We start from the raw sequence: 14176 nt of genomic DNA, 5'->3' as shown, positions 1-14176 counted from the left end.
GGTGAACACCCGGGCAGCCCGCGCCGTCGAAGCGGCGATCCAGGGCGCCGGACGGGGGCTGCGGCAGGCCCGCCGGGCGGCGTCCTTCATCGCCGGCCGCTGGCGCCGTTCCCTGCAGTTCCGCACGGTCGTTGCGACGCTGCTGCTGACCTCCCTCGCCCTCGTGGCGGTGGGGGGCTTCCTGTCCAACCAGATCGCCAACGGCCTGTACAAGGAGCGGTTCGGGCAGTTCCAGAGCGAGGCGAGCAACGGCCTGCGCGAAATCAAGGAAATCTTTAGGGATACCACGGCCGCCGACCGGGACTCGACGGACCGGCTGGCCCGTGACACCCTCGACCGGCTCGGGGCCCCCGGCGCCGACGCCCCACGGCAGTGGCTGCTCAGCCCGCTGCCCGGCCAGCAGGGCTACTGGGTTCCGGCCCTGGCCAGCCATAAGGCGATGACGGAGTCGGCCCTCATCCCGCCCGAGCTTAGCGCCGCCGTCGCGGAGGGCGAGGACCAGTACTGGGCCCCGATCACGATTCCCCGCTCAGAAGCGACCGGCGGACTGCAGGCGCCGGGTGTCGCCTTTGCCACCAAGGTCACCCTGCCCCCGGACAGCACCACCTACGCCGTCTACATCATCTACGACCTCTCCTCCATGCAGCTGACCCTCGACTACATCCACCGCGTGTTGTGGCTCGCCGGGACGGTGCTGCTGGGGATCATCGGGGCGATCGCCTGGTTCGTGACGCGCAGCGTCGTCCGGCCGGTCAGCCATGCCGCCCTCGTGTCGGAGAAGCTGGCCGCCGGCGAGCTGCAGGAGCGGATGGAGGTCCGCGGCGAGGATGAGGTGGCCCGGCTCGGGGCGTCCTTCAACCACATGGCCACCAGCCTCCAGGACCAGATCACCCAGCTGGCGCAGCTGTCGCAGATGCAGCAGCGCTTCGTCTCGGACGTCTCCCACGAACTGCGGACCCCGCTGACGACGGTCCGCATGGCTGCCGAGGTACTCCACGAGGCGAGGACCGACTTCGACCCCGTGAACAAGCGTTCCGCGGAGATCCTCTACGACCAGGTGGAACGGTTCCAGTCGCTGCTGGCGGACCTCCTCGAAATCTCCCGCTTCGACGCCGGTGCGGCGGTGCTCGAGTCCGAGCCCACCGACCTCTTCCTGGTGGTGAAGCACGTTGTCGACGGGGCCCAGCCGCTGGCCGACAACTTCGGCTCGGACCTGCGCATCGTCTCGTCCGAGAGCAGCTGCATCGTCGACGCCGACCCCCGCCGGATCGGGCGGATCCTGCGCAACCTGGTGGTCAATGCGCTCGAGCACGGCAAGGGGAAACCCGTCCACATCTATATCGCCTCAAACCCCGACGCCGTCGCGGTCGCCGTGCGCGACTACGGCATCGGCATGACCGAGGATGAGGCCTCGAGGGTCTTCGACCGCTTTTGGCGGGCGGACCCCGCCCGGGCCCGCACCACGGGCGGAAGCGGGCTGGGGCTGTCCATCGCCGTCGAGGACGCACGCCTGCACTCGGCCTGGCTCCAGGCCTGGGGCGAGCCGGGGAACGGATCCTGCTTCCGGCTCACCCTGCCCAAGCAGCGCGGTGGGGATCTGTTGGTCTCCCCGCTGCCCCTGCCGCCGCGCGACCGGCTGCCGCTGCCGCTCGCCGCAGGGCCTTCGGGCGCCGCACCCGCCGACCTCCCGCCCGCCGGTGTGCCGTCCGCCGGCCCTTCGGGCACTGTGCCCGCCGACGTCCCGCCCGCGGCCGGAAGCGGCACCCCCGACCCGCAGCTGAAGGAGAAAAGTGAAATCCAGTAGGCCCGCCGGAACGCGGGGCTCCTTCATCGCCGCGGTCATTGCCCTGCTCCTGATCCTCTCCGGCTGTTCCTCCATTCCCCGGAGCGGACCGGTGGCCACCATTCCCGCGCCCGCGGTCGAGGAGGACACCGTGTCCCAGGTCTTCTCGCCCGAAGGCCCGCAGCCGGGTGCGCCGCCCGAGGTGCTGCTCCAGGAGTTCATCACGGCAGGCACCGGCGCGGCGGACGGGTACAAGGTGGCCCGGGAATTCCTGACCCCGGAGCTGGCGCGGACGTGGCAGCCCGAGGAACGGATCGTGATTTTCAGGGCCGACCCGAGGATCATCCAGCGGGAAGCCGAGGGCGCGCTGCAGGTGCAGCTCGAGATCACCGGAATCATTGACGCCCGGGGCATCCGCACCGACCCGCCGACCCCGACCACCGAAAGCGTCCGCGCCGAAATGGTGAAGATCAACGGGCAGTGGCGCATCAGTGAAATCCCCAACGGGATCATGGTCACCGAAAGCAATGCCTCCCTGCTGGCCACCGCGCACCATCTCTACTTCTACAGCAGCGGCTACCGGTACTGGGTGCCCGACGTCCGCTGGTTCGTCCGCCGCCCCGGCATCGCCGCCCGGGTGGTGCAGGCCCTGCTCGCCGGCCCCGCCCCCTACCTGCAGGGTGCTGTCACGAGCGCCTTCCCCGAGGGAGTCACCCTCGCACAGGAATCGGTGCCGATCGCCTCCGGGGTGGCCTCCGTCGAACTGTCGGCCGATGTCCTCCAGGACGCGACGGACCTCCGCCTCCAGCAGATGGAGCAGCAGCTGCGGGTGAACCTCACCACGCTCAACGACGTCACCTCCGTGGAGATGAGTGCCGGCCAGCCGATCGACCTCGGCAGCCCCGACTCGGCCCTCGTGATTCCCGACTTCAACCCTCCGGTGGGCAATGAGCAGGTGGTCATCGCGGACAACGAGGTGCGCACCGTAAGGAACCTCGATGTGCTCCCGGTCGACGGGCTGCCCTCGGTTGCCGCCTACAACCCCAAGGACCCGGCGCGGTCCCTCGAGGGGAGCAACTTCGCGTTCCTCAACGGCCGCTCCACGGCGCTGCTGGCCACCGCCCCGGGCAGCGAGGTCCGCACCGCCGTCGAAGGCACCGGCCTCACCGCCCCCAGCTTCGACACCAGCAACTGGGTGTGGACCGCACGCAGCGTCGAAGGCGGCCCGAGCGGCCGCGGCACCGAGGTGGTTGCGGTGCCTCCGGGCGGGCTGACGCGCAACGCGGTCGTCGTCTCCGCGTCGTGGCTCGCCGACCGGACGGTCAGGGAGCTCCAGATCTCCAGGGACGGCGCCCGCGCCCTGCTCGTCGTCGATGAGGCCGGGACCTCCGAGGTGCTGCTTGCCGGGATCACGCGCAGCGCCCAGGGCATTCCGCAAAGCCTGGGGATCCCGATCGCCCTCAACGCGGGTGCGAACATCGGCACCGCCAAGTGGGCGGGCGAGAGCACCATCGTCGCCTCCCCGGTCTCGGAGTCGGCCGAGGTGACGCCCCTGATCGTCCAGCTCAGCGGGGAGACCGAGGCCCTCAAGCCGCACAAGGGCGTGCTGAACATCAGCGCCGGAAGTGATCCGCAGGAGGACTTCTACATCCAGACCGCCGAGGCCCTCTTCGCTCGAGTGGGACTGAGCTGGATCCGAAGCGTCGAAGGGGTGCGGGACCCGGCCTTCCCCGGCTGATGCCCGGAGGGCCATTCCCGCCGTTGCACGCCACACCGCGTGCCGCAGGGCGGGATGCTCCGTGCCCGCCCGGGTCTTATCCGCACAGCACCCTTATCCACACAGCACCCTTATCCACACAGCACGCCGGCGCCCCGGAATCCCCAGCCTCCGCGGCACCCTGAAGGCATGGCTCACCCGATCCGCACACTCCCGGACGACGGCGGGGCGCCCGGCGGCAGCATCGACGGCAGCAGGTACGGAGGCATCCCGGCCGCGGCCGGCCGCGCCCTTCGGGGTTTCTGCGCACTGATCCTGCCGACTTCGTGCGTGGGATGCGGCCGCCATGACACCTCCCTGTGCCGGCCGTGCCGGCGGGCCTTCCGACGTGCCACGGTGCGTCCCTTCCGGGCCGAGGCCGGCGCCGGTTCCCTCCCGCTGCGCGATTCTGACGGACCGGAAAGCGTTACCGGCGCTCCACCGGCCGCGGACGATGCCGGAGGCGGGTTTGAGCCCCTGCCGGTGGTCGCCGCGGGAACCTACGGGGGAGTGGTGGCCCGGGTCCTGCTGGCGTTCAAGAACGCCGGCCACACCGACCTGGCCCGCCCCCTCGCGGCGGCCCTCGGCGGTGCCCTGCTCGCCGCCCGCGCGGACCTGCCGGCGGGTCCCTGCCTGCTCGTGCCCGTCCCCACCCGCGGGCGGTCCCTGCGCCGCCGCGGCTACGACCCGTTGGGCCTGTTGCTGGACGGGCTCCGCCGCCGCGGTGAGCTCCCCGCAGGGTCCCTGCTTGCACGGCCCGTCAGGCACCGCCATCCGGGAGTGCGTCTGGACGGACGGCCCGCCGGCATCCCGTGGATTGCCCCGGCGCGGCAGGGCGGGCAGAAGGGGCTGGGACGACGCGGCCGGCAGGAGAACGTCGCCGGGTCGATGCGGGTTCGGCGTCGGTACCGCGGCCGTTTGGAGGGGGTGCAGTGCTTTGTCGTGGACGACGTCCTGACCACCGGAGCGACCCTCGCGGAGGTCGTCCGGGTGCTGCGGGCCGAGGGCGCGGCGGTGGCCGGCGCCGTCGTCCTGGCGGCCACGCCACCGCCGTCCGGAGCCGAGTTGGCTTACAGCGAATTCCGGAGAAATCGGCGCGGGGAGGGATGAATTACGGGGTGCCTTGATCTACCGTGAGGTATGGGTGTTGAAAAGCAGACAAGCACCCATCGGCAGCGGACCGGGGCAGCCTGACCGGCCGCTGTTGTGTCACCTTAGCGATTTGGAGGGCACCATGGAATTTGTGATTAACGGCCGGAACCTTGCAGTATCGGACCGGTTCCGCGAGTACGCCGCAGAGAAGATCGACAAGATCGAACAGCTCGGCGATAAGGTCCAGCGGGTGGATGCCAAGATCACCAAGGAAACAAGTGCCAGGGACGCCGACACCGCCCTCACCGTCGAACTGACGGTGGTGGCCCGGGGGCCGGTTATCCGGGCCGAAGCCTCGGCAGCGGACAAGTTCGCCGCCTTCGACCTCGCCTACAACAAGCTCCTGGAACGCCTCCGCCGGGCGCGGGACCGCCGCAAGGTCCACCACGGACGGCACACCCCCGTCGCCGTCGGCGCTGCCACCGCCGGGCTCGAACCGGTCAGCACTTCCCAGCCGATCTACGCTGCCCTCGCGGACGATTCCTCCAACGGAACGACGGCACCCGCCGCCTCGACTGACCCCTACGAGTCACCGGACGATGTCCCGGCAGGGGACTCACCGGTCCTCATCCGGCGGAAGGTCTTCTCCGGAGAGCCGATCACCCTCGACGACGCCGTCGACAACATGGAACTGGTCGGCCACGACTTCTACCTCTTTGTCGACTCTGCCACCGGCGCCCCCTCGGTCGTCTACCGGCGCCAGGGCTGGACCTACGGAGTCATCACCCTCGATTCGAAGTGCGCCGAAGGGACGCAGGACCCCCAGGAGGAGCTCCTGGCGTACCGGGCGAAGGAAGCCGCTGCAACCCAGTGACACCCCGTCCCACTTCCGGGCCCCGGACCCGCGCCATTGGCGGCGCGTCCGGGGCCCCGTCGTCGGCTCACCCCCTGCCCCCGGCAGGGCCATGACCGTTCGCCTCACCCTGTCCCAGGCCCGCAGGGCAGCCCTGCTGGCCCAGGGACTAGCCAAGACCCGGCCCACGGCCCCGCCCACCACGCGGTCCGTGGGCCGGATCCTCGATAAGCTCCAGCTGCTCCAGATCGATTCGGTCAACGTCCTGGTGCGCTCCCACTACCTTCCGGTCTTCTCGCGGCTGGGCGCCTACGACCCGGCAGTCCTCGACCGGTTCGCCGGAAGGCATCCGCGCCGGCTGACCGAGTACTGGGCCCACGAGGCCAGCTTCATCGACCCTGCCCTGTTTCCGCACCTGCGCCCCTGGCAGCGGCGCACCTGGAGCGGAGCGTCGGGGATGGACCCGGTGCTCCGCTCATCCCTCGAGGAACGGATCCTCACGCTCCTTGCCTCAAGCCGGGCGCTGACCGCCGGACAGGTGCAGGAACGCCTCGGCCACTCGGAGCAGCGCAGCACCGATAACTGGGGATGGAACTGGAGCGCCGTCAAACGGGTCCTCGAGGATCTCTTCGCCCGCGGGGAAATCAGCTCGGCCGGGCGGACCTCCTCCTTCGAACGCCGGTACGCCCCCTCGGCCCGGGTGCTGCCCACCTCCGACCTCGCAGCCGAGGAGGCCGACCCGCGCGAGGCGATCCTCGTCCTGACCGAACGCGCCGCCGCCGCGCTGGGCATCGGGACCGTGCGCAGTTTCGCCGACTACTTCCGCACCCCCGTCCGCGACACCGCGGAGGCGGTGCGGATCCTCGAGGGGAGGGGAGTCCTCACCCGTGCCCAGGTGGGCTCCTGGAACCGGCCGGCCTACCTCCACCGCGACGCCGCAATACCGCGCCGCGCCGCCGGGAGGGCGCTGCTGAGCCCCTTCGACTCCCTCGTCTTTGACCGCCCGCGGCTCGAGGAACTCTTCGGCTTCCACTACCGGCTCGAGATCTACACTCCGGCGGCGGCACGCCGCTACGGGTATTACGTCCTGCCCTTCCTGCTCGGTGAGACGATGGCGGCGCGGGTGGACCTCAAGGCCGACCGGGCCACCGGGCGTCTGCTGGTGCGCGGAAGCTATGCCGAACCGGGCGCGCCCGCGGGCACCGCCGACGAACTCGCAGCTGAAGTGGGTACCATGGCCGAATGGCTCGGCCTGCAGCAGGTCGTCGTCGAACCCGTGGGAGACCTCGCGGCGCCGCTTTCCGCGGCGCTGGGGCGGCGTTGAGCCGTCCGGGAACTAAAGCGGGAGACCAAGCGTCTTCCCGTAGACTGATCACGCCATCTTTCGGCAGCCTTAGATTGGGAGCAGATACCAGTGCCATCACTTCTTGAACGAGTTCTCCGCACCGGCGATAAGAAGACACTGAAGAAACTCCGGAACTACGCCGACGCGATCAACATCATCGAGGACGACTTCCGTGCGATGTCCGACGCTGAGCTGCGCGGGGAGACCGACAAGCTGAAAAAGCGCCACGCGGACGGCGAGAGCCTGGACGACCTCCTGCCCGAGGCCTTCGCCGCAGTGAGGGAGGCCTCCCGCCGCACCCTGGGCCTGCGCCACTTCGACGTCCAGCTCATGGGCGGGGCCGCGCTGCACCTTGGCAATATCGCCGAGATGAAGACCGGCGAGGGCAAGACCCTCGTTGCCACGGCCCCGGCCTACCTCAATGCCCTCAGCGGCAAGGGCGTCCACATCGTTACGGTCAACGACTACCTCGCCGAATACCAGTCGGACCTGATGGGCCGCGTGTTCCGGTTCCTGGGCATGACCAGCGGGTGCATCCTGTCCAAGCAGGACCCCGCGACGCGCCGCGAACAATACGCCGCGGACATCACCTACGGTACGAACAACGAATTCGGCTTCGACTACCTGCGCGACAATATGGCCTGGAGCGCCTCCGAGCTCGTCCAGCGCGGGCATAACTTCGCCATTGTCGACGAGGTCGACTCCATCCTCATCGACGAGGCCCGGACGCCGCTGATCATCTCCGGGCAGGCCTCCGGCGACGTCAACCGCTGGTACAACGAGTTCGCGAAGGTCGTGAAGAAGCTCTCCGTCGATACCGACTACGAGGTCGACGAGAAGAAGCGCACCGTCGGCGTGCTCGAGTCCGGCATCGAGAAGGTCGAGGACTACCTCGGCATCTCCAACCTCTACGAGTCCGCGAACACCCCGCTGATCGGCTTCCTCAACAACGCCATCAAGGCCAAGGAACTGTTCAAGCGCGACAAGGACTACGTCGTGCTCAACGGCGAGGTCATGATCGTCGACGAGCACACCGGCCGCATCCTCGCCGGCCGCCGGTACAACGAAGGCATGCACCAGGCGATCGAGGCCAAGGAAGGCGTCGAGATCAAGGCGGAGAACCAGACGCTGGCCACGGTCACGCTGCAGAACTACTTCCGGCTCTACGAGAAGCTCTCCGGCATGACCGGCACAGCCGAGACCGAGGCCGCGGAGTTCATGTCGACCTACAAGCTCGGCGTCGTGCCCATCCCCACCAACAAGGAGATGGCCCGCAAGGACCTGGCCGACCTGATCTACAAGAACGAGGTGGCGAAGTTCGACGCCGTCGTGAAGGACATCGTCGAACGCCACGAGACCGGCCAGCCGGTCCTGGTCGGCACCACCAGCGTCGAGAAGAGCGAATACCTCTCCAAGCAGCTGGCCAAGGCCGGGGTCCGCCACGAGGTCCTCAACGCTAAGAACCACGCCCGCGAGGCCGCCATCGTCGCCCAGGCCGGACGCAAGGGCGCCGTCACGGTGGCCACCAACATGGCAGGCCGCGGCACCGACATCATGCTCGGCGGCAACGCCGAGTTCAACGCCGTCGCCGCACTCGAGAAGCGCGGGCTCGACCCGGCGAAGAACCCCGAGGAGTACGAGGCCCAGTGGCCCGCGGCCCTCGAGGCCGCCAAGAAGGCCGTGGAGGCCGAGCAGGATGAGGTCCGCGAACTCGGCGGGCTCTACGTGCTGGGCACCGAGCGCCACGAATCCCGCCGGATCGACAACCAGCTGCGCGGCCGCTCCGGCCGCCAGGGCGACCCGGGCCGCTCGCGGTTCTACCTCTCGCTGACCGACGACCTGATGCGGCTGTTCAACTCCGGCGGCGCCGAGCGCATCATGAACAGCTCGAGCATGCCCGACGACGTCGCTCTCGAGTCGCGGCTCGTCTCCAAGGCCATCGAGAACGCCCAGGGCCAGGTCGAGGGGCGCAACGCCGAACAGCGCAAGAACGTCCTGAAGTACGACGACGTCCTGAACCGCCAGCGCGAGGCCATCTACGGCGACCGCCGGCGCATCCTCGAAGGCGGCGACCTGAAGGAGAAGGTCGGCTACTTCCTCGAGGACGTGGTGACGGCCATGGTCGACGAGGCCACCGCCCAGGGCCACGGCGACGACTGGGACTACGAGCTGCTGTGGACCAACCTCAAGACGCTCTACCCGATCACCCTCACCATCGATGAGGTCATCGAGGAAGCCGGTGGGAAGTCGAAGATCACCCGGGACTTCCTCCACTCGGAAATCCTTTCCGACGCCAAGCTCGCCTACCAGGCGCGGGAGGAGGCGCTCGGCGAGCAGACGATGCGCGAACTCGAGCGGCGCGTGGTCCTGTCGGTGATCGGCCGGAAGTGGCAGGAGCACCTCTACGAGATGGACTACCTCAAGGAGGGCATCGGGCTGCGGGCCATGGCCCAGCGCGACCCCCTCGTGGAGTACCAGCGTGAGGGCTTCATCCTTTTCCAGGCCATGATGGAGGCAATCCGCGAGGAGACCATCGGCTACCTGTTCAACCTCGAGGTCGAGGTCGCCGCCCCCGCGGTGCCGGCGTCGAACGGGCTGGGCGTCCAGGACGGCCGCGGACTGGTCCAGGTTCCCTCGATCCGGGCGGCGGGCCTTGAGGCGCCGCAGCGCCCCGCCAGCCTGAACTTCTCCGCACCGAACGCGCAGGGCGAGGTCGAGACGCACGTGGAGCGGTTGAAGACGGCCGTCGCCGAGACGAAGGCACGGGCCGAGCGGAACGGCTCCAAGCGGCCGAAGAAGTAGCCAAGAGGTAGCTCAGCCGATCTCCAGGGCGGTGACCTTCCAGTCGCCGCGGCGGTGTTCGACCCGCAGGGCGACGGCGCGGGCCCGCCTGCGGTCCAGGACGACCAGTGCGGCCTCGAAGGCGGTCGCGGAGACGCGGCAGAGCCGCGCGCTGCGGACCGTCACGCAGCGGTAGGCCCGCCGGTCCGCCAGAGCGCCGCCCGGGCAGGAGCCGGTGGCTTCTGAGGCCGCGACCTTCTGCAGAAGGCAGGCGCGCAGGTGCAGCTTCTCGTAGCTGGCCGGATCGAGCCACCGGGACATCTGGGAGGCGGGGCGGCTGCCCCCGAGGACCTCGACGGCTCCCTGCGCCACGGCGCGCGCGATGCCGCCGACGCGCTCCTCCGCTTCCGGCAGCAGTGCCTCCGGCGGCGGCTGCTCCGGCGGGTCCGCGCAGGACGGGAGGGCCCACGGTGCGGCGGCACGGGCCGGGCGTGCCTGGATTCGTTGCTGGGTCAGAGTGGCCATGACGGTCCTTTCACTGCGTGGGATGGGCGGTCCTGCTGCCGGCTGGGACGCTCAGGGCGGGTCCGGTGCAGCCAGTGTCTGGCCCGGTGTCAGCAGGTTCGGGTCCGGGCCGATCATTGAGGCGTTCCTCGCGTACCAGCGCGGCCAGCTTGCCGCGATCTCGGCGTCCGAGGCGAGGGGACCGAGCCGCGCCGCGGCTATCGACCACAGCGAGTCACCACCGCGGACAACCACCCCGGCGCTATCCGCCTCCGGTGCGGAGCCCTGCTGGCCTGGCGGCCGGGCCAGCAGGCCCGGATCGTAGGGGAGCGGCAGCGGTTTCCAGTCCGGGCTGACCCGCGGTTCCCGGCCGGACGGGTGGGACTGCCCCAGCTGAGGGTCCTCGCCGCGGTCGGCTGGAACTGTCAGCGCCGTGACAGCCGGCGCCGCGACCGCGGGCAGCGATACCGGAGGCACCGCGACCGAGGGCTCCGCGACGGCGGGTGCCGGGACCGCGGGTGTTATTTGCGCCGCCGCGGGCGCCGAGGCCGCGCACGGAGCGGCCAGTAGATTCGCCCCGAGCAGCACGGCGGACAGCCGGCGCATGAAGCCCGGAGTGAGGGCCGCCATCCTTGAGGCGGCGGCGGCGCGGCCCCTGCCTTCGAGGAACTCCGCGCCGAGTGCGAGCGCCAGGGCCCCGGACCACCAGAGCAGGACGACTAGGCCGACAGAGGCTACCGCGGCGCCGATACCGGTCTCCGGCGCCCGCGAGCCACCGGAGGCAAGCCCCACCCCCGAGAGGACGAGGATCGCCCCGAGGCCGAGGAGGACCGCCGGGTAGAGGACCGCCGAATGCCTTTCCATACTCAGCTCCCTTGCGTTTGCATCAATTTGAGCGCGTTTGATGTCGCTTGTATACGTTTGCGACTACTCGAATTCGTTGACCCCCTCTACCCGCCTGCCTACCGTTGAACCATGCGGTGGGAAGCCCTGTTCGCTGATCTCGAGGCCCAGCTGGCGGCTGCGCGGGCGGCCTCGGACGAAGCGGCGGCGGCAGACCTCCTCAGGATGGAGCAGGCACGGGTGGCTCTCGCGGACCGGCTGGCCGGCTCCATCGCCCAGGGGCTGAAGGTCCGGACCGGGAATGGGCAGGGCTTTTCCGGCAGGCTGGCCTATGTCGGCGCCGAATGGCTCGTGCTCGCGGAGGGGCAGCGGTCCGTCCTGGTGCCCTTCGCCGCGATCCTGAGGATCGAAGGGCTTGGACGTGCCGTCGCCCCGCGCCCGGCAGGGATCCACGCCCGCCTGGGCCTTGCCTCGGCCTACCGGGCGCTGGCCCGCGACCGGGCGCAGGTCAGCGTCTATGCAGGGTCACCGGCAACGGTTTCCGAGGGCACGCTGGATCGGGTCGGAGCCGATTTCCTCGAGGTGGCACTCGTTCCGCCGGGCGAGCACCGCAGGGCGGCCAATGTCCTGGCAGTGGTGGCGCTGCCCTTCGCCGCGGTGGCCGCGGTGGCCTCCCGACCCTGACACCATCGACGCTCAGGCGTTGTTGACCGGGTCGGCGCTTCCGCGCAGGGAGGCTGCGGATCTCCGATAGGCATCGGCGATGTAGTCCTCGAGGACCCTTGCCTCGACGCGCCACTGACCGCGCCCGCCCACCTGGATCGCAGGAAGCTCCCCCGACCGAACCAGGGCGTAGGTCTGGGAGGAGCTGATATTGAGCACCTCCGCAACGTCGGCGAGGGTCAGGAACCGCTTCTCAGCCACACGAACACCTCTTCCTCAGCCGTGGCCTTGCCTCCACGAACGCTTTCGTTCCAACCGCGGGCACCCGGCTGGACGTGCCTCAATTCTGTCACTCCGCGGCCCCGGAGGTGCCGGTTGTCCACAGATTCGGGCGAGCCGTAAACCTTCTGTTTATTTTGTGTGCCGCCTGCACAACAATGGCAGGAGCGCCGGTGCCCATCCGCCGGCGCCGAAGAGTGCTCCGAAGCGTGCGGAGGAAGCTCCATGAGCGGTAACGCCAGCCGGACGGACCGGAACCCCACCGCGCCCCGGATCGGCAGGCCGTCCTGGCGGGATCCACGGCTCATCATCGGTCTCCTGCTCGTGCTGGCCTCCACGGCAGGGGTCACGGCCCTGGTGGGCAGCCTCGACCGGACCACGGATGTCCTCGCCGCCCGTACCGAACTGCCTGTCGGCACCCGCCTGGAGTCCGGTGACCTCACCACGGTCGCCGTCCGGCTGGGCGGCTCGGAGGAGAAGTACCTTCGGGCCTCCTCCGGCCTTCCAAAGAACGCGGTGGTGACCCGGTTCGTCCGCCCGGGCGAACTGGTTCCTGCCGCCGCCGTCGGCCGCCCGGACGAGCTGAACCGGAAACCGGTCGGCCTTCCCATCGAGGACCCCCTCCCCACCGGCACGGAACCCGGGGTGCGGGTTGATGTCTGGGTCGCCCTGCCGGACGCGGCCACCGGGCAGGGCGCCCGGTTCGAGCAGCCCCGGCTCCTGCTAGAGGGCGCCGAGGTCTCCGAGATCGCGGTCAACGAATCGGCCCTGGGAACGGATTCCCCATCCCGGGTCTACGTGCTGGTGGCCGACGAGGCAATGCCGGCCCTGCTGAACGCCCTGTCGAACGGTGCGAAGATCGCAGTGGTGCTGAACCCGCGGGGTGGTCCGTGACCGGCCCGGTCATCCCCGTGGTCACAGTGGGACCGGCCGCGGGGGAGTACGTTCCGGGGCTGGAGAAACTCCACGGCCCGGTGACCGTCGTGCGCCGCTGCGAGGGGGTGCCCGAACTACTGGCAGCCGGCCAGGCAGGACTGGCCCGCGCAGCCATCCTCTCGCCGGGAACCGGAGAGCTGACGGTGTCACTCCTGGAGCGGCTGCGCGACACCGGGATCGCCGTCGTGGTGCTCGCGGGAGAGGACGAACCGGCCGCGGGGGTCGGGGCGCCCGGGGTGCGCCGGGCGCCTCCCGGCATCGCGCCGGGCCCGCTGGCCGAACTCGTGGCGGCGGCCGTCGAAAGTCTGTCCGGCGCCGAACGGAGTCCGGGCGGGCGCGCGGTCACCAGCGCCTACGCCGACCCGGCCGCTGCCCTGCCGCCACCAGAGCAAGCGGCCGAGCCGCCCTCCGACGAACCCGGCGGCGGCACCGTCACCGCCGTGTGGGGGCCGACAGGGGCCCCGGGCCGCACCACGGTGGCCGTGAATATGGCGGCGGAACTTGCCGCGGCGGGGTCCACGGTCCTGCTCGTGGATGCCGACACCTATGGGGCCAGCACTGCGGCGTTCCTGGGTCTGCTCGATGAGGCCGCCGGACTGGCCCAGGCCTGCCGGCTCGCCGACCAGGGGACGCTCGACCCGGACGGACTCCGCCGGGTGGCCTCAACCGTCGCCGTGGGCGGCGGCAGGCTTGGCGTCCTCACCGGCCTGACCCGCCCGGACCGGTGGCCCGAGGTGCGTCCCGCGGCCCTGGCCCGGGTCCTCGAGTGCGCCCGCGCGAGCGCCGCCGTGACCATCGTCGACTGCGGATTCTGCCTCGAAGCGGACGAGGAGCTCAGCTTCGACACCGCCGCTCCCCGCCGCAACGGGGCGGCACTGCGCTGCCTTGAGCTGGCCGACTCCGTTCTCGCGGTCGGTGCCGCCGATGCCGTCGGCGTCCCGCGCCTCGTGCGCTCGCTGGCCGTCCTCGCCGAGGCGGTGCCCTCGGCCGAGCCGAGGGTGGTGCTCAACAAGGTCCGCCCCGGGTCCGTCGGGCGCTCGCCGGAGGACCAGCTGAGGGAGGCCTGGGAGCGGTTCGGGCCCGGCACGGCCATCTCGGCCTTCCTCCCCGCCGATTTTCCGGCGGCGGACGAGGCGCTGCTGGCGGGCTCGGCGCTCGTCGAAACCGCCCCGTCCTCGGCCCTGCGGAGGGCGATTGCGGGACTCGTCGATGTGACGGTTGAACAACGCCAACGCCGCCGCATTGGATGGAGCTCCAACGAAGTGAAGTTTTCATGGATGCCCGTTAGGCTTCCAAGGTAAGGGGCCGCAAGGGAGCGGTCTTTCATCTCGTTACGGAGGC

12 protein-coding genes are annotated in these 14176 nt (G+C 70.2%); 9 read left to right on the top strand and 3 right to left on the bottom strand.

What is annotated here, in order from left to right; genetic code table 11:
- Position 1 precedes the first annotated feature (1 nt).
- The 6 genes from mtrB to secA all read left to right on the top strand — a co-directional run bounded on the left by mtrB (position 2) and on the right by secA (position 9631).
- A complete protein-coding gene (mtrB, locus tag I6N91_RS08410; protein ID WP_198812132.1) occupies positions 2-1804 on the top strand; it encodes an MtrAB system histidine kinase MtrB in 1803 nt (600 codons plus the stop codon).
- Positions 1791-3521 (top strand): LpqB family beta-propeller domain-containing protein, encoded by a 1731-nt coding sequence (locus tag I6N91_RS08405; RefSeq protein ID WP_198812131.1) that lies wholly within the window; start codon positions 1791-1793, stop codon positions 3519-3521. Before mtrB ends, I6N91_RS08405 begins: the two co-directional genes overlap by 14 nt.
- A gap of 168 nt (positions 3522-3689) precedes the next feature.
- On the top strand, positions 3690-4649 hold the full coding sequence (locus tag I6N91_RS08400) for a ComF family protein (RefSeq protein WP_198812130.1): 960 nt from the start codon (positions 3690-3692) through the stop codon (positions 4647-4649).
- Between the two features lie 124 nt (positions 4650-4773).
- Positions 4774-5505, top strand: a complete 732-nt coding sequence (hpf, locus tag I6N91_RS08395; protein WP_159618043.1) for a ribosome hibernation-promoting factor, HPF/YfiA family — start codon at positions 4774-4776, stop codon at positions 5503-5505.
- Positions 5506-5596: 91 nt separating this feature from the next.
- Positions 5597-6808: a winged helix-turn-helix domain-containing protein gene (locus I6N91_RS08390; protein WP_198812129.1), complete on the top strand. Its 1212-nt coding sequence runs from the start codon at positions 5597-5599 to the stop codon at positions 6806-6808.
- Between the two features lie 90 nt (positions 6809-6898).
- Positions 6899-9631, top strand: a complete 2733-nt coding sequence (secA, locus tag I6N91_RS08385; RefSeq protein ID WP_198812128.1) for a preprotein translocase subunit SecA — start codon at positions 6899-6901, stop codon at positions 9629-9631.
- Positions 9632-9643: 12 nt separating this feature from the next.
- Here secA and I6N91_RS08380 read toward each other — a convergent pair whose 3' ends face one another.
- Together I6N91_RS08380 and I6N91_RS08375 are read right to left on the bottom strand one after the other, a co-directional pair.
- Positions 9644-10135: an Rv3235 family protein gene (locus I6N91_RS08380; protein ID WP_198812127.1), complete on the bottom strand. Its 492-nt coding sequence runs from the start codon at positions 10133-10135 to the stop codon at positions 9644-9646.
- 51 nt (positions 10136-10186) lie between these two features.
- Positions 10187-10978, bottom strand: coding sequence for a LysM peptidoglycan-binding domain-containing protein (locus I6N91_RS08375; protein ID WP_198812126.1), 792 nt, complete (start codon positions 10976-10978; stop codon positions 10187-10189).
- Between the two features lie 111 nt (positions 10979-11089).
- Between I6N91_RS08375 and I6N91_RS08370 the strand changes: the two genes are divergently transcribed.
- On the top strand, positions 11090-11641 hold the full coding sequence (locus I6N91_RS08370; protein ID WP_198812125.1) for a hypothetical protein: 552 nt from the start codon (positions 11090-11092) through the stop codon (positions 11639-11641).
- Positions 11642-11653: 12 nt separating this feature from the next.
- Here the strand turns inward: I6N91_RS08370 and I6N91_RS08365 are convergent, their stop codons facing one another.
- Positions 11654-11881, bottom strand: a complete 228-nt coding sequence (locus tag I6N91_RS08365; protein WP_120165081.1) for a helix-turn-helix domain-containing protein — start codon at positions 11879-11881, stop codon at positions 11654-11656.
- Positions 11882-12124: 243 nt separating this feature from the next.
- On the opposite strand from I6N91_RS08365, the gene I6N91_RS08360 reads away from it, so the two are divergent.
- Positions 12125-12793 carry an SAF domain-containing protein gene (locus tag I6N91_RS08360; protein WP_198812124.1) on the top strand — a complete coding sequence of 223 codons (669 nt, stop codon included), beginning with the start codon at positions 12125-12127 and terminating at the stop codon, positions 12791-12793.
- Complete coding sequence (locus I6N91_RS08355; RefSeq protein ID WP_198812123.1) at positions 12790-14136, top strand: P-loop NTPase; 1347 nt, start codon at positions 12790-12792, stop codon at positions 14134-14136. Before I6N91_RS08360 ends, I6N91_RS08355 begins: the two co-directional genes overlap by 4 nt.
- Positions 14137-14176: the final 40 nt, after the last annotated feature.

The sequence above is a fragment of the Arthrobacter sp. MSA 4-2 genome (assembly GCF_016405885.1).
Lineage (GTDB): Bacteria > Actinomycetota > Actinomycetes > Actinomycetales > Micrococcaceae > Arthrobacter_D.
Note: the sequence above shows the minus strand (reverse complement) of the source record. Positions and strands in the feature narration are given on the sequence as shown.

Bases quoted from the DNA above. Each gene is read 5' to 3' on its own strand.
- I6N91_RS08370 (WP_198812125.1), top strand. From the start codon at position 11,090: ATGCGGTGGGAAGCCCTGTTCGCTGATCTCGAGGCCCAGCTGGCGGCT.
- I6N91_RS08360 (WP_198812124.1), top strand. From the start codon at position 12,125: ATGAGCGGTAACGCCAGCCGGACGGACCGGAACCCCACCGCGCCCCGG.
- I6N91_RS08400 (WP_198812130.1), top strand. From the start codon at position 3,690: ATGGCTCACCCGATCCGCACACTCCCGGACGACGGCGGGGCGCCCGGC.
- I6N91_RS08375 (WP_198812126.1), bottom strand. From the start codon at position 10,978: ATGGAAAGGCATTCGGCGGTCCTCTACCCGGCGGTCCTCCTCGGCCTC.
- I6N91_RS08380 (WP_198812127.1), bottom strand. From the start codon at position 10,135: ATGGCCACTCTGACCCAGCAACGAATCCAGGCACGCCCGGCCCGTGCC.
- I6N91_RS08390 (WP_198812129.1), top strand. From the start codon at position 5,597: ATGACCGTTCGCCTCACCCTGTCCCAGGCCCGCAGGGCAGCCCTGCTG.
- hpf (WP_159618043.1), top strand. From the start codon at position 4,774: ATGGAATTTGTGATTAACGGCCGGAACCTTGCAGTATCGGACCGGTTC.